Origin of the sequence: Variovorax atrisoli 110B (assembly GCF_000382045.1) — a bacterium.
Classification (GTDB): Bacteria; Pseudomonadota; Gammaproteobacteria; order Burkholderiales; family Burkholderiaceae_C; genus Variovorax; species Variovorax atrisoli.
This window is the reverse complement of record NZ_KB907455.1, coordinates 115,615-137,164: the sequence shown is the minus strand read 5'-3', so window position 1 is coordinate 137,164 and position 21,550 is coordinate 115,615. Positions and strand designations below refer to the sequence as shown.

Below are 21,550 nucleotides of genomic sequence, written 5' to 3'. Positions count from 1 at the left end.
GCAACACCTGCGGCCCGGCGGAGCCGGTTCCACGGTGTTTCCCGAGATGAAAACGCCCGCTTCGAACGGCCGTGAACGACGAGACACCGAGATGCTGCTAGAAGCGAAATCCATCGAAGCCGGCTACGGCGCAAGCCAGGTGCTGTTCGGCATCGACCTCGACATCCGCCCCGGCGAAGTGCTCGCGCTGCTCGGGCGCAACGGCATGGGCAAGAGCACGCTGCTGAAGGTGCTGACGGGCACGCTCCCGCCGATGCGCGGCAGCGTGCACTTCGGCGGCGCGGCCATCGACGGCCACAAGCCCGACGCCATCGCGCGCCGCGGCGTGGCCATCGTGCCCGAGGGCCGCCACGTGTTTCCGAACCTCAGCGTCGACGAGCACCTGCGCGCCTTCGCAAGGCCGCGCCCCGGCAGCGCGCCGCGCTGGACACTCGATGCGCTCTACGGCCTGTTCCCCCGCCTGTCGGAACGCAAGGCCAACGCCGGCAACCAGCTCTCGGGCGGCGAGCAGCAGATGCTGGCCATCGCGCGGGCGCTGTCGACGCACCCGCGCCTGCTGATCCTCGACGAAGCCACCGAAGGCCTGGCACCGGTGATCCGCGAGGAGATATGGAACTGCATCGCCACGCTCAAGGCGGAAGGCGAGGCGATCCTGGTGGTCGACAAGTACGTGCAGCGCCTGCTGCCGCTGGCCAACCGCCATGTGATCCTCGAACGCGGGCGCGTGGTGTGGCAGGGCGACTCGGCCGCGCTGGATGGCGACCGGTCGCTGTGGACGCGCTACCTGGGCGTGTAGCAGCGGCTTCGCCGCGTGCTCACGGCTGCTGCGGCCGGCGCGCCAGGAAGTAGACCCAGGCCTCGTCGTTGCGGCCGATGCGCTCCATCTCCCAGCAGGGATGCAGCCCGGCCGCCACGAGCGCCGCGGCGAACCGCTCCTTCTCCCAGCACACGGTGTGGTAGTCGCCGTGCTTCTCGCCTTCGCCGACGCGCATGGACACCAGGAAGACGCCGCCGGGCCTGAGCGCGCCGAAGATCTTGTGCAGCACCGCGGCGACCTGCGCGCGATCGACGTGGATCAGCACGCACATCGCGAGGACCGCGTCGTAGGGCCCGCCCAGCGCATCGGTGACGACGTCGAGCAGCTCGCCCTTCCTGCCCCGCTGCGCCTGCAGATCGAGAAATGCCTGGGCCGCGTCGGTGCGACGGACCACCGCGCCCAGGGACTCGACGAAGTCGGCGTCCCGCCCCGGTCCGGAGCCGATCTCGAGCACGCTGCCGCCGGCGGGCACGTACTCCATCATCCGCCGCATCGAATCCGCGATTTCGGGCTGCAGCGGGTGCTCGGCCACGATCGCGTTGTATTCGCGGGCATGCGCATCGTAGGACTGGATGGTGCGGCGCGATCTCTCCAGCGCCTGTGCAGGGACCTTCATGAGCAGCCTTTCCGGCCCCATCGGACATCCGGCGGGACCTGGATGGACAGTCTAGGCCCACTAGGAAAGCGGCCTAGGCATTGAGAGGTGCCGCCGTGTGCGCGGGCCGCAGCGCACGCAGGGCCAGCACCAGCACGACGGCCGAGCAGCACGCGATGCCCGCCACCATCGGCAGCGGCGTGCCATCGGCGAACGGCGACACCAGCGCCACCATCACCGCGCCGCCCGCGAAGTTCAGCGTGCCGAGCAGCGCCGAAGCCGTGCCGGCGCGCGCGGCATGCCCTTCCATCGCGACCACGAATGCCGAAGGCACGATCACGCCGTTGAGCCCGTAGACGACCACCAGCATGCCGACCAGCACGTCGAGCCGGTCGACGCCCGCCAGTGTCAGCACCAGCAGCAGCCCCGTGACGGCGGCATGCGCAATGACGGCCGTGCGCAGCACGCGCCGGATGCCGAAGCGCGCGGCGAGCCACCCGTTGGCCTGCGAGACCACGATCATCGACACCGCATTCGACGCGAACAGCAAGGCGTACATGCGTGGGGAAATGCCGTAGTGCGTGCTCATCACGAACGACGAGTTCGCGACGTAGACGAAGAAGCCCGACAGCGTGAGCGAGGCCATGAAAGCCACGGCAAGGAAGTGCCTGTCGCGCAGCAGGGCGCCATAGGCGGCCATCGCGCCGCGCAGGCTGCCCTGCGCACGCGCGGCGGGCGGCCGTGTCTCGGGCAGCAGCACCGCCACCATCGCCGCGGCAAGCACCGCCAGCGCACCGATCACCCAGAACACCGCGCGCCAGCTCGCGGCCTCGGCCACGAAGCTGCCCACCAGCGGCGCCAGGATCGGCGACACGCTGTAGACCAGGATCAGCAGCGACATCAGCCGCGCCGCCTCGGTGCCGGTGTGCAGGTCGCGCACCACCGCGCGCGGCGTCACCATGCATGCGCAGGCGCCGAGTCCCTGCAGGAAGCGGAAGGCGATCAGCACGCCGATGTCCGGTGCCAGTGCACAGCCGATGCTCGCCGCGACGAACACGGCAAGGCCCACGTACATCGGCCGCTTGCGTCCGAACATGTCGGACAGCGGACCGGCCACGAGCTGGCCCGCGCCGGTCGCGATGAAGAAAGCCATCAGGCTGGCCTGCACCGAATGCACATCGGCGCCGAGCGCATGGCCGATGGCAGGCAGCGCGGGCAGGTACATGTCGATGGCGGAAGGTCCGATCGCGGTGAGCAGGCCCAGCACGATGGCGTAGCGTGAAAGTTGATCGTTCGATGAGGACATGAGCCGATGGTCGCGCGTCGAACTGAATGATTGAATAATGAAGAGACCGCTTTTCTTATTCATTCGTACACAAGAAGCCATGGATCCCCTGTCCGATGTGCTGTCGATGCTCACGGTGAACAGCACGCTCTCCTCGCGCTTCGAGGGACGCGGCCGGTGGGCATTCCGCTATCCGCACTACGACTCGCACATCAAGCTCGGCGGCGTGCTGACGGGCCGCGTGAGGCTGCAGATCGAGAACAGGGGCCCGGCGGTCCTGCTGGAGACGGGCGACTTCTACCTGCTGACGAACGGCCAGCCTTTCACCTCCTCCAGCGATCCGCCGGGCCCGGTGCAGGACGGCATGCAGGTCAGCCGCGACCACCGCGGGCCCGACGGCGTGCTGCGCTACGACGGCCGCGGTGCAGGCGACGCCGAGCCGGTCAGCATGGCGAGCGGGCGCTTCACGCTCGACAGCGAAGCCGGCGAACTGCTGCTGCGCCACCTGCCGCCGCTGATCCACCTGCGCGCGAGCGACCCCGGCGCGCGGCCGCTCGTGGGGCTGCTCGACCTGCTGGGCTGGGAGACGGCCGAGATGCGGCCGGGCGCGTCGATCGCCCGCACGAATCTCGCCTCGCTGGTGCTGGTTCAGGCCTTGCGCGTGTACCTGGCGAATGCGCCGCAGCCCGAAGGCTGGCTGGGCGCGATGGCGGACGCGCGCATCGGCCAGGCCCTGTCGCGCATGCACGGAGACATCGCGCACCCATGGACCGTCGAACGCCTCGCGCAGTCGGCGGGCATGTCGCGCACCGCCTTCGCGGTGCGCTTCAAGGCACTGACGGGATCGACGCCGCTCGACTACCTGGGCGGCTGGCGCATGACGGTGGCGCGCAACGCGCTGCGGCACAGCGACGAGGCCATTGCGCGCATCGCCGAGCGCATCGGCTACCAGTCGGAAACCGCCTTCAGCGCCGCCTTCCGGCGGATGGTGGGCGAGAGCCCCGGGCGCTTTCGCACGCTGAGCCGCGGCGCGGCTACACCGAGCGCGTGATGCCGCCGTCCACTCGCAGGTTCTGGCCGGTGATGTAGCCCGCGCCTTCGGATGCGAGAAAGCCGATGACGGCGGCGATCTCGCTGCTCCTGCCGTAGCGGCCCATCGGAATGCGCGAACGGAACTCGGCCTTCTCGGGCAGGCTGTCGATGAAGCCGGGCAGCACGTTGTTCATGCGCACGTTCTTCGCTGCATAGGTGTCGGCGAAGAGCTTGGTGAAGGCCGCCAGGCCGGCGCGGAACACGCCCGAGGTGGGGAACACCGGGTCGGGCTCGAAGGCCGCGAAGGTGGAGATGTTGATGATCGCGCCGCCGCCCTGCTGCACCATGAGCGGCGCGACGAGCCGCGCGGGACGCACAGCGCTCAGCAGGTAGACGTCCATGCCGCGGTGCCAGTCTTCGTCGGTGATGTCGAGGATGGGCGCGCGCGGGCCGTGGCCTGCGCTGTTGACCAGCACGTCGACGCGGCCCCACTGGGCCACGACCTTGTCGACGAGGCGCCTGAGGTCGTCGTTCGACTGGTTGGAGCCGGTCACGCCGATGCCGCCGAGTTCGGCGGCCAGCGCCTCGCCCTTGCCCGACGACGACAGGATGGCTACGCGGAAGCCGTCGTCCGCGAGCTTGCGCGCTGCTGCGGCCCCCATGCCGCTGCCGCCCGCGGTGACGATGGCTACTTTTTTCTGGTCTTCAGAAGACATTCGTGATTCCTTGGTTCATGCGAGAGACCGCATTTAGCCAAGGAATCCGGTCTCCTGCCAGATGAGGCCGAGGGCCGGTGAGGGCCGGGCGATGTCAGGCCGCAGGCAGGGTCGCCTGCATCGAAGCCCGCCGGTTGAACGCTTCGAACCACTTCGCGCTGTTCGGCGCCCCGGTGCGCCAGTCCACGGAGGGAAAGCGGAAGTCCATGTAGCCCAGCGCGCAGCCGAAGGCGATGGTGCCGATGTCGACGCGGTCACCGAAGGAAGGCGCGGCGGTCTCCAGCCATTCGAGGCCGGTGTGCACCTTGGCGAGCTGGCCCTCGGTCCAGTCGGGCCAGCGCAGTTCCTCGGGGCGCAGCACGTTCTCGTAGCGTGCGAGCAATGCGGCGCCGGTCATGCCGTCGGCCAGCGCGAGTTCGGTGAGGCGCGCCCAGCGTTCGGAGCCGTCGGCCGGGAACAGCTTGCCCGACTTCGTGGCGTTCAGGTACTCGCAGATCACGCGGCTGTCGAACAGCACCTGGCCGTCGTCGGTGATGAAGGTCGGCACCTGGCCGAGGGGGTTCTTCGGGATGATGGTGGCGTCGCGCTTCACCGGGCCGGCCGCGCTGGGCAGCTTCTCGATGCGGTCGGCGATGCCCAGTTCGTGGGCCACGACCATGCATTTGCGCACGAAGGGGGAAGCGGGGGAGAAGAAGATTTTCATGACGATGTCGGGAGCTTGTGTTTCAGACGCGTGCCTCGCAGCCGTGGGCCAGGTGCATGCCCGCGACCCAGCCGAAGGTTAGCGCGGGTCCGAGGGTGATGCCGGGTGCGGGGTACTCGCCGCCCATCACCGAGTGCATGTCGTTGCCCGCGACGTAGAGGCCGGCGATGGGCGCGCCCTGCGCGTCGAGCACGCGGGCGTTGCCGTCGGCGCGGATGCCGAGCGCCGTGCCGATGTCGCCCGGGTACACCTTCACCGCATAGAACGGTGCCCTCCGCACCGGCGCGAGGCAGGCGTTGGGTTGATGGTCGGGGTCGCCTAGGTAGCGGTTGTAGGCGTCGCCGCCCTTGCCGAAGGCCGGGTCCTGGCCCTGCGCGGCGGGCGGGTTGTATGCGGCGACCGTGCGCACGAGGCCGGCCGGGTCCACGCCCGCCTGCTTCGCCAGGCCTTCCAGCGTGTCGGCGCGCAAGAGGTAGCCCGCCCGCACGAGGTGCTCGCGCGGGCGCCCGCCGGGCAGCGCCAGGCCCAGGCCCCACTTCTCGACGAAGTCGCTGTCGCACACCAGCAGCGCTGGAACGGCCGGCGCCTTTTCATTCGCGCGGTACATGCCGCGCACGAACTCGTGGTACGAGGTCGATTCGTTGACGAAGCGCTCGCCGCGCGCATCGACCGCGATGAGGCCCGGCTTGGCCCGGTCCCACACCAGGTGCGGATAGCGCAGCACGCTGCCGTCGGGCCGCGTGAGCAGCGACACCGGCGCCCACAGCGCCGGACCCGCGTGGCCGGTGCCGAGCGTCCCTCCGGCATCGCGCGCCATGGCGATGCCCTCGCCCGTGTTGTCCTGCGGGGACATCGAATACGGCCCCGTGGGCGCCGGATAGTGCTGGCCGCGCAGGGCCGCATTCCAGGGAAAGCCGCCCGTTGCGACGACCACGCCGCGGCGCGCATGCACCGTGATCTCCCTGCCGTCCCGACGAAGCTTCACGCCCGTGACCCTGCCGTCCGCGTCCCGCTCCAGGCCCAGCGCCGGCGTGCCGGTCCAGAACGGAATGCCCTCCTTCAGCACGCTGTGGAAGAGCCGGGCCGCCAGCGCATTGCCCAGCAGCACGCGCGTGCCGCGGTGGTGGCCGCTCAGCCGGTCGCCGAAGTAGCGCAGCACCAGCTTCACGCCGTGCTTCCACGAGGCAAGGGAGCGCCAGACGCCGAGCAGGTGCTTCACGTCCGTCATGTTGACCATCATCCCGCCGAGCACGCAGAACTCGGGCAGCGGATCGCGCAGGGTCTTGAAGTGAGCGCCGAGCAGGCGGCCGTCGAACTCGATGGGGTCGAGCGAACGTCCGCCCATGGCGGCGCCTTCGCGGTCGGGGTAGTAGTCGGGCGAGTAGGTGCGGGCCGCGAGCTTCACGTCGGTGTGCTCGCGCAGGTAGCGCAGCGCACGCGGACCGGCGTCGAGGAAGGCGTGGCGCAGCGCCTCGTCGCCGGCTGCGCCCACCGTGTTCTGCAGGTAGGTCAGGGCCTTCTCGCGGGTGTCGGGATGGCCGGCTGCTTCCGCCTGGTCGTTGAGGGGCACCCAGACGGCGCCGCCCGAGATCGCCGTCGAGCCGCCGATGCGGTCGGTCTTCTCGACCACCAGCACGTCGAGCCCCTCGAGCTTCGCGGTGAGCGCAGCCGAGAGTCCGCCCGCGCCGCTGCCGATGACGACGACGTCGTACCCGCTCTTGTCCTGCGGTTCCTGTTGTTGCTGCTGTTGCGCCATCAGGCCCCCGAGCCGCCGAGCGACTTTCCGCCGTCGACGAAGAGTACCTGCCCCGTCACGAAGCAGGTCGATGGCGATGCGAAGAAGGCCACCGCGTTGGCGATGTCCTCGGGCCGACCGGCGGCGCCGGTGGGCTGCAGCGCGAGCTGCGCGGCCAGCCGCTCGGGCGTGAGCGCGCGCAGCAGCGGCGTGTCGATGAGCCCCGGCGCGATGGCGTTCACCATGATGCCGCGCGGTGCCAGCTCCATCGCGCTGGCGCGCGTGTAGCCCACCAGCGCGGCCTTCGAGGCCACGTAGTGCGGATGATTCTTCGCACCCAGGTAGGCGCGCGACGCGATGTTGACGATGCGTGCGCCGTCCGCCATCCTGCGCGCGGCCTCCTGCGTGAGCGTGGCCACGGCCAGCAGGTTGACCTCGTACATGCGGCGGAAGTCGGCGGAGCTCACCTCAAGGAACTTGCGCTCGTCGAAGATGCCCGCGTTGTTGACCAGCGCGGTGAGCGGCGGCAGCGCCTGCACCATCGCGCGCACCGCAGGCTCGTCGGTGAGGTCGATGGCGCGGCATTCCACGTCCAGGCCCGCGGCGCGCAGCGCCTGCGACTCGCGTTCGGCGAGCTCGCCGTTGTAGTCGGCCATCACCACTCGCCATCCGTCGCGTGCCATGCGCTCGACGATGGCGCGGCCCATGCCGCTGGCACCGCCGGTCACGAGGACCAGCGGTTTCTCTTCACTGCTGTTGTTCATGTTCGTTCCGTTGGAAGGCGGCCGTCAGACCGCCAGGTAGCCGCCGTCGACAGGCAGCACCACGCCATTGACGTAGCTCGCCATCGAGGAAGCGAGAAATACGACCGGCCCCGCGATCTCGTCCGCCTCGCCGTGACGCTTGACGGGCACGCGGCTCAGATACCAGTCGGTGCCGTGCTCGGTCTCGCGCTGCCCTGCCGTCATGTCGGTGACCATCAGGCCCGGCGCCACCGCGTTCACGCGCACGCCGTAGGGCGCGAGGTCGCGCGCCAGCACCTGCGTGAGCGAGCGCACCCCGCCCTTGGCCACCACGTAGCCGGCCGACGAGATGCCCGCACCGAAGGCCACGATGGAAGAGAGGTTCACGATGCTGCCCTGCGTGCGCTTGAGCGCGGGCACGAAGGCCTGCGACACGTTGAACACGCCCTGCAGGTTGACCGACATCACGCGGTCCCAGGCCTCGCGCGCGCCGGGCTCGTCGAACTTCGAGCGCGCGGAGATGCCGGCGTTGTTCACCAGGATGTCGATGTCGCCGTGCGACGCAGCGATGCGCGCGGCCAGCGCATCGACCGCCGCGGCGTCGCTCACGTCGACGCTGTCGGCATCGGCGCGGCCGCCACCTTCGCGGATCGACGCGGCCACCTGCCGGGCCACATCGAGGTCGCGGTCCACCACCAGCACGTGCGCGCCCTCGGCGGCCATGCGCCGCGCGATGGCTTCACCCAGGCCGCGCGCGGCGCCGGTGACGAGCGCGAGTTTGTCTTCGAGAAGCATGGAATTGCCTTATGGAGATCGTTGAACGTCAATGGTTGGCAGGTCTCTCGCGCAAGCACTTCTTTGCGAGGCGGTCGGAATCCTTTCGCGGAACACCGCGGAACCGGCTTTGCCGGGCCGCGGGTGTCGCCCCCCGCAAGGGGGAAGGCGCGCGCGACACGAAGTGCGCGAACACTGGGGCTGAGCAACATGACTAGACGCCGAGGTAGGCACGGCGCACGGCCTCGTCGTTGACCAGCTGCGCAGCAGGCCCGTGCAGCGAGATCTCGCCGTTCTCCAGGATGTAGCCGTAGCTCGATACCGCCAGCGCGAGCTGCACGTTCTGCTCGACCAGCAGGATGGTGATCTTCTGCTCGCGGTGCAGCTGCTCGATGATCCCGAACATCTGCTCCACCAGCAGCGGCGACAGTCCCATCGAAGGCTCGTCGAACAGCATCACGCGCGGGCGCGCCATCACGGCGCGGCCGATGGCCAGCATCTGCTGCTCGCCGCCCGAGAGCGTGGCGGCCATCTGGCCCTGGCGCTCCTTCAGGCGGGGGAACATCGCGTACACCGCCTCCAGGTCGTTGCGGATGCCCGTGCGGTCGCGCCGCAGGTAGGCGCCAAGGTCGAGGTTCTCGCGCACGCTCATGTCGCGGAACACCTGCCGGCCCTCGGGCACCTGCACGATGCCGCGCTTGACCAGCGCGTCGGAGCCGAGCCTGTCGATGCGCTCGCCCGCGAGCCGCACTTCGCCTTCGGTGCAATCGACGATGTTCGAGATGCAGTTCAGCGTGGTGGTCTTGCCCGCGCCGTTGCTGCCGAGCAGCGCGACGATCTGCCCCTCGGGCACTTCCACCGACACGTCGCACAGCGCCTGGATGCGGCCGTACGCCGCCGAGATGCCGCGCAGCGACAACAGTGCTTCCTCAGCCATGCGCGGCTCCCTTCCCATTCCCCTTGCCCAGATAGGCCTCGATCACGCGCGCATTGCTGCCGATCTCCGAAGGCGTGCCCTCGGCGATCTTCTCGCCGAAGGCCATCACGGTGATGCGGTCCGAGATCGACATCACCAGCTGCATCACGTGCTCGACCAGCAGCACGGTGATGCCGTCGCGCGCCACCAGCTCCTTCAGCAGCCGGTCGAGGCTTTCGATCTCGCGGTTGCGCAGGCCGGCGGCCGGCTCGTCGAGCAGCAGCAGCCTGGGCCTGATGGCCAGCGCGCGCGCCAGCTCCAGCAGCTTCTGGCGGCCGAAGTCGAGGTCGCGCGCGGGCTGGTCGCGCTCGTCGACCAGGCCCACGCGCTCCAGCAGGTGCAGGGCGTAGTCCTCGGTCTCGCGGTCGGGCCGGCGCAGCAGGCGGCCCAGCGTGCCGGCGGCGCGTGCGTGGGTGCCGAGCAGCACGTTCTCCAGCACCGACAGCTCGGCGAAGAGCTCCAGGTTCTGGAAGGTGCGCGCGATGCCCAGCGAGGCCATGCGGTGCGGCGCCACGCGCGTGAGCTCTCGGCCCTCGAAGCTCACGCTGCCGCTGCTGGGCGTGTAGAAGCGCGAGATGCAGTTGAAGGTGGTCGACTTGCCCGCGCCGTTCGGCCCGATCAGCGCGTGGATGCGGCCCTGCTCCATCTGGAACGAGAGGCCGTTCACCGCCTTGAGGCCGCCGAACACCACGCTGATGTCGCGCACGTCGAGGAATGCCGTCGCGCTCATCGCACGGCCTCCTGCACGCTGACCGAGCTCGCGCGCTGCGCCTTGCGGCGCACCGCGAACAGGGATGCCATGCCCTTGGGCAGGAACATCATGAAGAGCATGAGGATGCCGCCGTAGATGATCTCCTGGTACGACGGCGCCTGCCGCAGCAGCTCCGACACCAGGCCGAACACGATGGCGCCCGCCACCGCGCCGCGCACCGAGCCGAGGCCGCCCACCACCACCATCGTGAGGATCAGGATCGTGGTCTGGAAGCCCAGGCTCTCGGGGTGGATGAACGAGGTGAAGAGCGTGTACATGCCGCCCGCCACGCCCGCGAAGGCCGCCGACAGCACGAAGGCCGTGACCTTCACCGCGCGCGTGTTCACGCCCATGGCCACGGCCGCCACGTCGCTCTCGCGCACCGCGCGGAAGGCCGAGCCCAGCCGCGAGCGCGACAGCGCCACCGTGAGCCACAGCATGGCCGCCGCGATGACCACCACGAAGGGATACGCCTGCAGGTCGTTCATCAGCTGCAGGCCGCCCAGAGACGCCGGCTTCATCTGCATGCCGTTGGAGCCGTTGGTCACCGACTCCCAGTTCAGGAACACCCATTGCATCGCCTCGCCGAAGGCGAAGGTGGCGAGCGCGAGGTAGATGTCGCGCATGCGCAGCGCCAGCAACCCGATGACCCAGCCCAGCGCGGCCGACAGCAGCGCGCCCGCCAGGATGGACACGAAGAACGGCGGCTGCCACTGGTTGTTGATGAGCCCGGCGGTGTAGATGCCGATGCCGAAGAAGGCCGCATGCGAGAGAGCGAACTGCCCCGTCTCGCCGATGACCAGGTGCATGCCGAGCGCGAGCACGGCGAACACCATCAGCAGGTTGACCACATACAGCACGTAGCCGCTGGCGGTGAAGGGCAGCACCGCGAGCACCAGCGCCATGGCCAGCAGCGCCGCGCGGTCGCGCCAGGGGGAGGAAGAGGAAGAAGCCGACGACGCGTTCATACCTTCTTCACCTGCGGCTTGCCGCCCAGCAGGCCCTGCGGGCGCACCAGCAGCACCACCATGATCGCCACGAAGGGCGCGACCACGATGGCGTTGGACGAAATGAAGAGCCCCACCAGGTTCTCGACGATGCCGATGATGAAGCCGCCCACCACCGCGCCTGGCAGGCTGGTGAAGCCTCCGACGATGGCGGCCGCGTAAGCCAGGATCGCGATGTGACCGATGTCGGGCGTGATGAGGATCTTGGGCGTGATGAGCAGCGCCGAGATGGCCGAGATGACGCCGGTGAGCGCCCAGATCTGCATGCGGATGCTGCCGAGCTTCACGCCCACGATCTGCGCGCCGCGCGGGTTCATGCCCACCGCGCGCATGGCCTGGCCGGTGCGGGTGCGCGTGAACATCAGGTACAGCAGCACCATCGTCACCAGCGCCGAGCCGAGGATGGCGAGGTCGAGCAGCGTGAGCGAGGCCTGGCCGATGGTGATCGGGTCCTGCGGCACCAGCGAGGGCAGCGAGCGCGGCGTGTCGCCCAGGCCGGTCTTGCGAACCAGGCCCTTGAGCAGGTAGGCGAAGCCCAGCGTGGCGATGACGAGCTGCACGCCCACGCCGCGCGAGGCGGTCACGCGCTGCATCACCACGCGCTGGAAGAGCGCCGCGAGCAGGGCCGTGACCGCGATGCTCGCGAGCACCGCGCCCCAGTAGGGCCAGCCCCACACCACGAGCGGGAAGAGCGCGGCGTAGCCGCCGGCCATGAAGATCTCGCCCTGCGAGAAGTTGGGCACGTCGGTGGTCTTGAAGACCATGACGATCGCCACCGCGAGCAGCGCGTAGACGCTGCCGGTCACGATGCCGGACAGCACGCCCTGCTGCACGAAAAGCCAGATATCGGAAAGGCTCATGGGTTCGCGGCCGTCCTCAGGGCTTGTACTTCCACACGCTCTTGTAGCTGCCGGGCACGAGCGTCATGTTGGTTGCGTCGAACTTGATGTAGATGGCCGCCTCCTGCGCGGCGCGGTCGTCGGGGCCGAACTCGATCGGACCCGCCATCACGCCGGAGTCGAACTTCATCGTCGACAGCGCCGTCAGCACCTTCTCGCGCGTCGGGTTCGGCCCGGCCGCCTTGAGCGCGTTGACCACCGCCATGGCCGAGGGAATGCCGTAGGGCATGTAGGTCTGCGGATAGCCGGGTTTGGAGGCCAGGTCGGGGTAGGCGGCCTTGTACATGTCGTACACCCACTTCAGCTTGGGGCCGCCGGGCACGTCGGCCAGCACTTCCTGGATGTAGACGTTCTTGAAGGCGTCCTTGTTGCCCACGTTCTCCACCAGCTGCTTGAGGTCGGCGGTGGAGTTCACGGCCAGCACGATGGGCTTGTTGAAGCCCAGCTCGAAGGCGCGCTTGACGATCAGGCTCACGGGGCGCGCATAGGTGGTGAGCAGCAGCACGTCGGGGTTGGCGGCCTTGATCTTCAGCATCGGCGCCGTGACGTCGGTGATGTTCGGGTTGACCGACTGCACCTGCAGGTCGATGCCGCCGAGCGCCTTGGCCTGCGCCTGGGCCGACTCCAGGTTCCAGCCGCCGTAGGCGTCGTCGTGGTTGATGTAGCCGATCTTCTTCGCCTTGAGGTGCTCGCTCGCGAACTGCACCATCGAGCCGCCCACCGCGTGCTGCGAGATGGAGAAGGCGCCGTAGATGTACTTCGAAGGCGGATACAGCGCGCCGTCGCCCGATGCGTTGAGCATCACCAGCGGGATCTTCGCGCGCTCGACGTATTCGCGCGCGCCCACCACTGCCGCCGAGCAGGAGCCGCCGTTGAGCAGGAACACCTGGTCCTGCTCGGTGAGCTTCTTCACCGCGGCCAGCAGGTCGTTGGCGTTGCAGCGGTCGTCCTCCACCACCAGCTCGATCTTGCGGCCGTTCACGCCGCCTTCCTTGTTGATCTTGTCGTAGTACATCTTCGCGGCGTTGATGACGTCGAAGCCGTAGTTCATCGACGCGCCCGACATCGGCGAGAACATGCCGATCCTGATGGTCTTGTCGGTGATGCCGGGCTCGGCGTGCGCCAGCGCGGCGGGCGCCGTCGCGCACAGCGCCGCGCCGAGTGCGAAGGGTGCGAGGGCAGAAACAAGGAAGTTCTTTTTCATGAGCTGTCTCCGTTGGAATGAATGCTGAAGGACCCGCGCCGCCGAGCTACTGCATGCGGTAGCCGCCGTTGACGTCGATCACGTTGCCCGTGATGTAGGCCGCCTGTTCCGAGACCAGGTAGTCGACTGCGCCGGCCACGTCGTCCACCGTGCCGATGCGCCCGAGCGGGATGTTGGCGGCGGCCGCGTCGAGCGCGCCGCTGCTGCGCACGGTGCCGCGCAGCATGTCGGTGTCGATCAGGCCCGGCGCCACCGAATTGACGGTGATGCCCATGTGCGCCGACTCGCGCGCCATGGCCTTGGTGAGGCCCAGCACCGCCGACTTGGCGCCGATGTAGGTGGCGCTGGAGCGGTAGCCGCCGAGCTGTGCCGCCACCGAGCCGAAGGTGACGATGCGCCCGTGCGCCACGGGCTTCGCCTCGCGCCGGCGCAGGTATGCACGCCCGCACAGGAACACGCTGCGCGCGTTCACGGCGAAGGTGCGTTCCCAGTCTTCCAGCGTGGTGTCCTTGATGAGGGAGCGCTCGCCGCCCGGCATCAGCAGCACGCCGGCCACGCAGACCAGCGCCGCGACCGGGCCGATGCTGCCCTCGATGTCGTCGAACACGGCCTCGACGGCCGCTTCCTCGCTCACGTCGAACTGGCGGAAGTGGTGCCCTTCCCCGAGCGACTGCGCCACGGCGCGCGCATTGGCGCCGTCGATGTCGGCCACGACGACGCGATAGCCGCTGGCGGCGAGGCGGCGGCACACGGCCTCGCCGATGCCCCGGCCGCCGCCGGTCACGAGGGCCAGCCGGCCGTGGGGTTGTGCATGATGGTCCGCCATGGGCTGAAGGGTCTCCGGGCCGCGCAGGGGCGGCTTGAAAGTTGATCGAGGGCCGCATTGTGTATACATGAAATCATTCATGCGCCCTCGTTTACCCTAACAATTCGAACTATCGGCCCAATTTCCCGGCATCATGTATACCTGACATGGACACACTCTCCCAACAAGTCACAGAGACGCTGCGCACCTGGATCCTTCACGGCAGGCTCTCGCCGGGCATGCGCGTGGAGGAAGTACCGATCGCCGAAAGCCTCAAGGTCTCGCGCACGCCGGTGCGCGCCGCGCTTGCCGCGCTGGCGATGGAAGGGCTGATCGACCACCAGCCGAAGAAGGGCTACCTGGTGCGCGCCTTCGCGCTCGAGGACATCCTCGCGGCCTACGAGGTGCGCTCGGTGCTCGAGGGCCTGGCCTGCCGGCGCTTCGCTTCGCTGGGCGTGGACGAGCCCACCGCGGCCCTGCTGCGCGAGTGCCTGCGCGAGGGCGACGAGATACTGGCCAAGGGAAAGCTGCTGGTGGAAGACCTCGCGCCCTACCAGCAGATGAACGTGAAGCTGCACAACACGCTGATGCACGGTGCGCGCAACCCGTGGGTGGTGCGCTTCGGCGCGCAGGCGCAGGCGGTGCCCTTCGCGTCGGACCGGATCATGCTGTGGAACGACCACGGCGTGATCCTGCGTTCGCACGACGACCACCACCGCATCGTGCAGGCCGTGATCTCAGGCGACGCGGCCCGCGCCGAGCAGCTGATGCGCGAGCACGTGTACTACGCGGGCATCCTTTTGCGCGACAACTACCAGCGGCTGCTCGACGAGCGCAGTCGCGAGGGGGCTGCCGCCCACGCTCGTCACGAACGAGCCGCCGGCTTCCTGATGCGCAGCATGCCCTCCTGCGCCGCCGAGGCCACGAGCCGGCCGTCGCGCGCATAGAGGCTGCCGCGGCACAGGCCGCGCGCGCCGCCAGCGCTGGGCGAATCGAGCACGTACAGCAGCCAGTCGTCCATGCGGAAGTCGCGGTGGAACCACATCGCGTGGTCGAGGCTGGCGGGGCGCACCTGCCCGCTCATGAAGCTCAGGCCGTGCGGCAGCATCGCGGCGCGCAGCAGACCGTGGTCGGAGGCGTAGGCCAGCAGCGCGCGGTGCACCATCGGGTCGTCGGGCAGCGGCGCGATGGCGCGCATCCAGATGGCGCTCTGCGCCGAGGTCGGACGCACCTGCGGCGCGATCAGGTCCTCGGGGTCGACGCGGCGGTACTCGATGCCGTGCGGCTGGATCGCCTTGGTGCGCCATGGCTCGGGCAGGCGATCGCCGAGCGCGATGCGCTGGTCCAGCTCGCTGACGAGCCCGTCGGGGCCTTCCACCTCGGGCATGTCGAACTGGTGCTCGACGCCTTCGTCCACGGTCTGGAACGAGGCGGACATTTCAAAAATGATGCGCTCCTGCTGGCGCGCCACCACGTGGCGGGTGGTGAAGCTGCGGCCGTCGCGCACGCGGTCGACGCTGTACTCGATGGGCGCATGCTCTCCCGGCAGCAGGAAATAGGCGTGCATGGAATGCACCGGCCGCTCGGCGCCCACGGTGAGGCTCGCGGCCATCAGCGACTGGCCGAGCACCTGGCCGCCGAACACGGCGGGCGTGCCGATATCTTCGCTCTGGGCCAGGAAGCGGTCGCCGCCCAGCGGCTCGAGCTGCATGAGCGAGACGAGTTCATCGACGAGGCGGGAGGCGGTGGCGGGATCGGTGGTCATCGGGAAGGCAGGCAAATCGTTCGAAAAGGCAACCCTCGAACATAGCAAAGCCTGCGCCCGACGCCTGTCGCGGGGCTGTCAGCAGCAGCCCGGGGCCGCTACCTGAAGAAGCAGACGTCCATGAAGCGCGCGCGGCAGCTGTAGTCGGTGCCGCCCTGCACCACGGCCAGCGGGGCCCCGCCGAGCACCAGCGAGCCGTCGGCGGCGCGGCCCAGCGGCGTGGGCGCGGCCTTCTCGGCGGGGCCGGTGGCGGTTTCCTCCTCGACGTACTTCAGGTAGTGGGTGCGCGAGAAATCGACGCCCTCGCCTTCCTTCAGCACGCCGGCCTCGTAGCGCTTGCCCCTGGCGGTGCCGATGTAGCGCAGCGCCGGGCCGGTGCGGTCGCCGTACTTCACCTCGGTCTTAGCGAAGCCGGTCTGCGTGAGAAAGACCTGGTCCTCGGGCGTGAGGTCGGCGTCGAAGGCCATCAGCACGTACTGGCCCTCGAAGCTCTGGTTGCGCGCCACCTTGACTTCGCCGGCCAGCGCCGGCGAGATCTTCGTGCGCCCTTCCCAGCGCAGCATCGAGGCCACGGACGGGTCGCCGTCGAACACGTAGTGGTGCTTCTCGCCGACGATGACCAGCTTGCGGCCGTCCTTGCTGGCCAGGAAGCTCACCATCGCCTCCTTGCCGTGCACCGGCTCGCCCTCCGGCGTGCTCGCGCAGCCCCACAGCATGAGGCCGGGCACGGCGCACGAAAGTGCCAGGAGAGCGCGGCGCGTGGCGGCGGGCAACGAAGTGGCCGGCGGCGAAGGGAGGTTCACGTTGCGTCCGGGGTCGAGTTCATCCTGCCCCGGACTCTAGCGCGCCCCGCCGCTCAGCGGTCGAGGTCGACGCCGTCGGCGGCCAGCTTTTTCTGCAGCGCCGGGATGTCGACCGAGGCGAAGCTGCCCGCGCCCACCGATGCCGCCGCCGTGCCCGCGGCCTGCCCCATGACGAAGCAGCCGCCGCTGGCGCGCGCGGCCGACTGGCCCTCGTGCGTCATCGACGCGCAACGCCCGGCCACCAGCAGGTTGTCGAGGGTCTGCGGCACCAGCATGCGCCAGGGCAGGTGGTTGTAGGCGTTGTCCTCGTCGCGCGGGAAAGCCCACTCGATGCGGCCGTCGGCGTGCATCTCCATCGGCCAGGCATTGAGGCCGATGTTGTCGTCGAACTTCGCCGAGCCCAGGATGTCCTCGCGACCGAGCGCGTACAGGCCCTGGATGCGCCGCGTCTCGCGGATGCCGACCTGCGGCGCGATCTCGACGATGGCCGACTGCGCGAAGCCCGGCACCTCGGCCTTCAGGAACTTGAAGTACTCGCTGATCTGGCGGCGCCCTTCGAGCTCGCCCTCGGAGAGTTCGCGCGCATCGACGCCGTTCATCGCGCGGCCCTGAGAATTGCGGATCTGCGTGACGTTGGCGCGCCACTCGCGCGGGTCCTTGTTGGGACGCAGGATCGCGCCCTCGCGCGGGAACCTGTAGACGCCGGGCTTGTGCTGCTCGGCGCGTGCCATGAAGTCGTTGATGGCCTTGAACTCGCCCACCGCCTCCAGCGCGGCCGGCGCGTCGACCTGGCCGATGCGGAACATGGTGGTCGGGAAGAGCCCGCTGCCGTGGCCGTCGCCCACTTCGAAGGGCACGCCCGCGAAGGCGGCCACGTCGGCGTCGCCGCTGGCGTCGATGAAGGCGTTGGCGCGGATCGCCTGGCGGCCCGACTTGGTCTCGACCACCAGCGCGGCGATGCGCTTGCCGTCGAGCACCACGGCCGCCGCCAGCGCGTGGAACAGCAGCTTCACGCCCGCGTCGCCCAGCAGCTGGTCGGCGGCGAGCTTGTAGGCCGAGGTGTCGTACGAGCGCACGCAGATGCGCCCGCCCATCCCGTTCTGCGGCTGGTTCATGCCGTTGAGCGCGGCGATGCGGTCGATGAGCTCGTCGACGACGCCGCGCACCAGCTGCGTCATCTCGCCCTTGCGCTTGCCGTACAGGCCCGCGAAGTTGGTGACGCCGCCTGCGGTGCCCATGCCGCCGAGGAAGCCGTAGCGCTCCACCAGCAGCGTGCTGGCGCCGTGGCGCGCGGCGCTCACGGCGGCCGCGATGCCGGCGGGGCCGCCGCCGACCACCACCACGTCGTACTCGCCGAACACCGGCAGCGCGCGCGCCGGTTCATGCAATGTGGAAGTCATTCAGATAGGTCCATGGATGTCTGTTCGGGAGACACCGCGGATCCGGCTTTGCCGGTCCGTCGGTGTCGCGCCCTGCAAGGGGGTCGGCGCGGCGACACGAAGTGCGCGGCGCCTGAGGGTGTGCTCACTGCAGCTTGATGCCGCGGGCCGAAATGATCTTGGTCATGATGGCGGCCTCTTCATTGACGCGCGTGCGCATGCCGTCCGGCGAGGTGCCCACGGCCTGCCAGCCCTGCTCGAAGAGCTTGCGGCGCACGTCGGGGTTCTTCATGATCGCCTCGAGCTCGCGGCTGATGCGAGCCTGCGCCACCTTCGAGAGGTTGGCCGGGCCCAGCAGCGCCACCCACACCTCGAGGTTGAAGTCCTTCACGCCGGCGTCCGACAGCGGCGGGATCTCGGGCACCAGCGCACTGCGGCCGCCCGTGAGGCCGATGGCCTTGAGCTTGCCGGCCTTGATCTGCGGCATGGCCACGCCCGGCGGGATCAGGCCCATCTGCACCTGGTCGCCCAGCATCGCGGTGATGACCTGCGGGTTGCCCTGGTAGGGCACGTGCTCGGGCTTGAAGCCGGGCACGCGGGTCTTGAGCAGCTCCATGCCTAGGTGGCCGACAGAGCCGATGCCCACCGAGCCGTAGTTCCACTTGTCGCCGGCCTTGCGGCCTTCGTCGAAGAAGGCGGTGCCCGAGGGCAGGTTGTTCTGCGCCACCAGCACCAGCGGGGCGGTCGCGATCAGCGAAAGGTAGGTGAAGTCCTTGACCGGGTCGTAGGGCAGCTTGGGGTACAGCATCTTCGACGACGTGAGGTTGCCGTTGATGACGATGCCCAGCGTGTGGTCGTCGTTGGCCTTGGCCACCTGGTCGGCCGCGATGTTGCCCGAGGCGCCGGCCTTGTTGTCGACCACCACCGGCTGGCCCAGCGCCTTGGCCAGCGGCTCGGCGATGGTGCGCGCGGCGATGTCGGGCGTGGAGCCGCCCGGGAAGCCCACGAGCAGGCGGATCGGCTTGGTCGGCCAGGCGGCGTTGTCTGCGTTGGCGCTCAGCGGCAGCATGGCGGCGGCGACCAGGCCGCAGGCGATCAAAAGGGCTCTCTTGGTGGCGTGCATGGAGAAAAAGTGTGAAAAAGTCGTCAAAAAACCAAAGAGGGCCAGCTTAACTGCCGCGCAAGACGCCGGGCAAGACCGAAGTCCGGCGCGCCCTCGCTATTCGAGGCTGATGTTGCCCCTTCGCACCAGCTCGCCGTACACCTTCGACTTGGCCTCGGCATTGCGCTCGATTTCCTCGGGCGACCATGCGAGCGGCTCGAAGGCGAAGGTGTCGAAGCGGGCGCGGATCTCGGGATCGGCGATGACCTTGGCCACGTCGGCATTGATCTTCGCCTTGATGGCCGCCGGCACGCCCTTGGGCGCGAGCAGCGACACGAACGAATTGACCTCCAGCGAGGCGGGGCCGCCCGCCTCGGCCATGGTCGGCACGTCGGGCATCTGCGGGATGCGCTTGGTGGCCGCCACCGCGATGTAGCGCAGCTTGCCGGCCTTGTAGATGCCCTGGCTCGACGGAATGCTCGCGAAGGCCCACGGCACCTCGCCGGTGCCCACGTTCGAGTAGAGCTGCGACACCTCGCGGTAGGGCGCATGGCGCATGTGGATGCCGGTGAGCGCCTCCAGCTGCTGCGCACCCAGGTGGCCCGGGCTGCCCACGCCCCACGAGCCGTAGACGATGCCGTCGGGGTTGGCCTTGGCCGCGGCGATCAGGTCGCCCATGTTCTTCCACTTGGAGTCGGTGCCCACGGCCACGAAGAAGGGCGTGCGAAAGAGCGAGGCCACCGGGTCGAAATGCTGCAGCGTCACGAAGTTGCGCGACTTGTACAGGTGCGGCAGCGCGGCGATGTGCTCGCTGTCCAGCTGCAGCAGCGTGTAGCCGTCGGGCGCGCCGCGGCGGGCCTGGTCGATGGCGATGAAGCCGCCGCCGCCCGGCCGGTTGTCGATGACCACGCGCTGGTTCCACAGGCGCGAGAGCTTGTCCGAGACGAGGCGCAGCACCGCGTCGGGGCCGCTGCCGGCGGCGAAGGGCGTGACCAGGGTCACGGGCTTGCTGGGGTAGTCGGAAGCCTGGGCCAGTGCTCCCGTGGTGGCCGTCAGGGCCAGCAGGCCCGTCATCAGTGCGCGCGAAAAGTTCATCTCTCTTGTCTCCTGGGCGTGGACCTGGATGGTCGCCTCGATGGTTATGAATGTTGAAAGAAAACTGCCTCAGTGTCGCGAAAGCACGGCCGCGGCTTCGGCGACGGCCGCGGCCGAAGGACGCAGCGACTCGGGCGCGTCGTCCAGGCAGCGCTCGGGCCGCCAGGCGTAGAGCCACTCGACCGCATCGTAGAAGCGTTCGGGCGTGCGGCCCGGCCACAGGCTGTTGCGCACCAGGCGCTCCACGCCCTTGGCATGGTAGAGGCGCCCCATCTCGCGCACCGACAGCACCACGCGCGCCGTGCGGGCGACCCGCGCCGCCTCGTAGAGCTTGAAGGCGGCGGGCATGTCGAAGCCGCAGGCCTTCACCGCCTCGCCGAGCGTCACGGCGTCTTCCAGCGCCATGCACGCGCCCTGCGCGAGGTACTGCATCATCGGATGGGCCGCGTCGCCCAGCAGCGTGGCGGCGCCTTCGCTCCAGCGCTCGACCGGGTCGCGGTCGGCGGTGCTCCAGCGGCGCCACGAGGTCGGACGGTCGAGCAGCTGGCGCGGGCGCGCATGCACGCCCTCGAAGTACGAGAGCACTTCCTCCTTGCTGCCGTCGGTCACGCCCCACTCCTCCTTCTCGCGGCTGTGGAAGGTGACGACCAGGTTGTACTGCTCGCCGTGGCGCAGCGGGTAGTGCACCAGGTGGCAATTCGGGCCGGCCCAGACCACGGGCGCGTTCCAGCGCAGGTCGGCCGGCATGTCGGCCGCGGGCACCACGGCGCGATACACCACGTGGCCCGACACGCGCGGCGCGTCGCCGATGAGCCGGCCGCGCACCACCGATTTCACGCCGTCGCAGCCGACGATGGCATCGGCCTTGAAGCTGCGGCCGTCGCGCGTCGTTGCGGTGACGCCCTGCCCGCCCAGGTCGATGGACTCCACCTGCGCCGAGGTGTGGAAGCGGATCAGCGGATGCTGCTTCACCGCCTCATGGATCGCGCCGTGCAGGTCTGCGCGATGGCTCACCGCATACGGATTCTTGAAGCGCGCACGGAAGGCCTCGCCCACCGGCACCGAGGCCACTTCGCCGCAGTCGACGGCGTCCATCATCACCAGCCGGTCGGTGAACACCGAGCCCCGGCGCACCGCCTCGCCCACGCCCAGCGCGTCGAGCGCCGCAAAGGCATTGGGGCCGAGCTGCAGGCCAGCGCCGATCTCGCCGATGGTGGCGCTCTGCTCGAGCAGGTCGATGGAAACACCCAGGCGCGCGAGCGCCAGCGCGGCGGCCATGCCGCCGATACCGCCGCCGACCAGCAGCACGGTGGGAGGGTTCTTCGATGAAGTCATGGCGGGCCCGTGCTTTCCGGTGGATTCGG

At 69.3% G+C, this 21,550-nt stretch carries 21 protein-coding genes and 1 pseudogene; 3 read left to right on the top strand and 19 right to left on the bottom strand.

Translation table 11 applies throughout. The annotated features are described in order from the left end of the window. Window positions 1-157 precede the first annotated feature (157 nt). Window positions 158-796, top strand: a pseudogene (locus G369_RS0118495) (ABC transporter ATP-binding protein); the annotation flags it as partial. Between the two features lie 19 nt (window positions 797-815). Here G369_RS0118495 and G369_RS0118490 read toward each other — a convergent pair. Together G369_RS0118490 and G369_RS0118485 are read right to left on the bottom strand one after the other, a co-directional pair. Next, entirely contained in the window at window positions 816-1,433 is a 618-nt protein-coding gene (locus tag G369_RS0118490; protein WP_020723157.1) for a class I SAM-dependent DNA methyltransferase, read from the bottom strand. Window positions 1,434-1,506: 73 nt separating this feature from the next. Beyond that, window positions 1,507-2,718 carry a multidrug effflux MFS transporter gene (locus G369_RS0118485; protein WP_019655511.1) on the bottom strand — a complete coding sequence of 404 codons (1,212 nt, stop codon included), beginning with the start codon at window positions 2,716-2,718 and terminating at the stop codon, window positions 1,507-1,509. A gap of 79 nt (window positions 2,719-2,797) precedes the next feature. Between G369_RS0118485 and G369_RS0118480 the strand changes: the two genes are divergently transcribed. Then, complete coding sequence (locus G369_RS0118480; RefSeq protein WP_019655510.1) at window positions 2,798-3,748, top strand: AraC family transcriptional regulator; 951 nt, start codon at window positions 2,798-2,800, stop codon at window positions 3,746-3,748. Here G369_RS0118480 and G369_RS0118475 read toward each other — a convergent pair. The 11 genes from G369_RS0118475 to G369_RS0118425 form a co-directional block, all read right to left on the bottom strand. After that, window positions 3,732-4,445 carry an SDR family oxidoreductase gene (locus G369_RS0118475; protein WP_019655509.1) on the bottom strand — a complete coding sequence of 238 codons (714 nt, stop codon included), beginning with the start codon at window positions 4,443-4,445 and terminating at the stop codon, window positions 3,732-3,734. The two genes, G369_RS0118480 and G369_RS0118475, sit on opposite strands and share 17 nt — an antisense overlap. Before the next feature lie 94 nt (window positions 4,446-4,539). Next, complete coding sequence (locus tag G369_RS0118470) at window positions 4,540-5,148, bottom strand: glutathione S-transferase (protein ID WP_019655508.1); 609 nt, start codon at window positions 5,146-5,148, stop codon at window positions 4,540-4,542. Between the two features lie 22 nt (window positions 5,149-5,170). Continuing rightward, the gene (locus G369_RS0118465) at window positions 5,171-6,904 is read right to left on the bottom strand and encodes an FAD-dependent oxidoreductase (protein WP_019655507.1); all 1,734 of its coding nucleotides are present in this window, start codon (window positions 6,902-6,904) and stop codon (window positions 5,171-5,173) included. Then, window positions 6,904-7,647: an SDR family NAD(P)-dependent oxidoreductase gene (locus G369_RS0118460; protein ID WP_019655506.1), complete on the bottom strand. Its 744-nt coding sequence runs from the start codon at window positions 7,645-7,647 to the stop codon at window positions 6,904-6,906. The genes G369_RS0118465 and G369_RS0118460 overlap by 1 nt, the downstream gene beginning before the upstream one ends. Before the next feature lie 24 nt (window positions 7,648-7,671). After that, entirely contained in the window at window positions 7,672-8,421 is a 750-nt protein-coding gene (locus tag G369_RS0118455; protein WP_019655505.1) for an SDR family NAD(P)-dependent oxidoreductase, read from the bottom strand. Window positions 8,422-8,614: 193 nt separating this feature from the next. After that, window positions 8,615-9,337, bottom strand: coding sequence for an ABC transporter ATP-binding protein (locus G369_RS0118450; RefSeq protein WP_019655504.1), 723 nt, complete (start codon window positions 9,335-9,337; stop codon window positions 8,615-8,617). Beyond that, complete coding sequence (locus tag G369_RS0118445) at window positions 9,330-10,106, bottom strand: ABC transporter ATP-binding protein (protein WP_019655503.1); 777 nt, start codon at window positions 10,104-10,106, stop codon at window positions 9,330-9,332. The genes G369_RS0118450 and G369_RS0118445 overlap by 8 nt, the downstream gene beginning before the upstream one ends. Further along, a complete protein-coding gene (locus G369_RS0118440) occupies window positions 10,103-11,095 on the bottom strand; it encodes a branched-chain amino acid ABC transporter permease (protein WP_019655502.1) in 993 nt (330 codons plus the stop codon). The genes G369_RS0118445 and G369_RS0118440 overlap by 4 nt, the downstream gene beginning before the upstream one ends. Beyond that, the gene (locus G369_RS0118435) at window positions 11,092-11,994 is read right to left on the bottom strand and encodes a branched-chain amino acid ABC transporter permease (protein WP_019655501.1); all 903 of its coding nucleotides are present in this window, start codon (window positions 11,992-11,994) and stop codon (window positions 11,092-11,094) included. Before G369_RS0118435 ends, G369_RS0118440 begins: the two co-directional genes overlap by 4 nt. Before the next feature lie 16 nt (window positions 11,995-12,010). Further along, on the bottom strand, window positions 12,011-13,237 hold the full coding sequence (locus tag G369_RS0118430) for an ABC transporter substrate-binding protein (protein WP_019655500.1): 1,227 nt from the start codon (window positions 13,235-13,237) through the stop codon (window positions 12,011-12,013). A 46-nt stretch (window positions 13,238-13,283) separates the two neighbouring features. After that, window positions 13,284-14,063 (bottom strand): SDR family NAD(P)-dependent oxidoreductase, encoded by a 780-nt coding sequence (locus G369_RS0118425; RefSeq protein WP_019655499.1) that lies wholly within the window; start codon window positions 14,061-14,063, stop codon window positions 13,284-13,286. 146 nt (window positions 14,064-14,209) lie between these two features. Between G369_RS0118425 and G369_RS36040 the strand changes: the two genes are divergently transcribed. Continuing rightward, window positions 14,210-14,989, top strand: coding sequence for a GntR family transcriptional regulator (locus tag G369_RS36040; RefSeq protein ID WP_080647869.1), 780 nt, complete (start codon window positions 14,210-14,212; stop codon window positions 14,987-14,989). Here the strand turns inward: G369_RS36040 and G369_RS0118415 are convergent. The 6 genes from G369_RS0118415 to G369_RS36035 all read right to left on the bottom strand — a co-directional run bounded on the left by G369_RS0118415 (window position 14,908) and on the right by G369_RS36035 (window position 21,521). Continuing rightward, on the bottom strand, window positions 14,908-15,807 hold the full coding sequence (locus tag G369_RS0118415; RefSeq protein ID WP_019655497.1) for an acyl-CoA thioesterase: 900 nt from the start codon (window positions 15,805-15,807) through the stop codon (window positions 14,908-14,910). The genes G369_RS36040 and G369_RS0118415 overlap by 82 nt on opposite strands. Before the next feature lie 98 nt (window positions 15,808-15,905). Beyond that, a complete protein-coding gene (locus G369_RS0118410) occupies window positions 15,906-16,610 on the bottom strand; it encodes a hypothetical protein (RefSeq protein WP_020723155.1) in 705 nt (234 codons plus the stop codon). Window positions 16,611-16,663: 53 nt separating this feature from the next. Next, window positions 16,664-18,010: an FAD-dependent oxidoreductase gene (locus G369_RS0118405; protein ID WP_019655495.1), complete on the bottom strand. Its 1,347-nt coding sequence runs from the start codon at window positions 18,008-18,010 to the stop codon at window positions 16,664-16,666. A 124-nt stretch (window positions 18,011-18,134) separates the two neighbouring features. Further along, window positions 18,135-19,112: a Bug family tripartite tricarboxylate transporter substrate binding protein gene (locus G369_RS0118400; RefSeq protein ID WP_019655494.1), complete on the bottom strand. Its 978-nt coding sequence runs from the start codon at window positions 19,110-19,112 to the stop codon at window positions 18,135-18,137. A gap of 96 nt (window positions 19,113-19,208) precedes the next feature. After that, on the bottom strand, window positions 19,209-20,186 hold the full coding sequence (locus G369_RS0118395) for a Bug family tripartite tricarboxylate transporter substrate binding protein (RefSeq protein ID WP_019655493.1): 978 nt from the start codon (window positions 20,184-20,186) through the stop codon (window positions 19,209-19,211). Window positions 20,187-20,255: 69 nt separating this feature from the next. Further along, the gene (locus G369_RS36035) at window positions 20,256-21,521 is read right to left on the bottom strand and encodes a 3-hydroxybenzoate 6-monooxygenase (protein WP_019655492.1); all 1,266 of its coding nucleotides are present in this window, start codon (window positions 21,519-21,521) and stop codon (window positions 20,256-20,258) included. Between the last annotated feature and the right edge of the window lie 29 nt (window positions 21,522-21,550).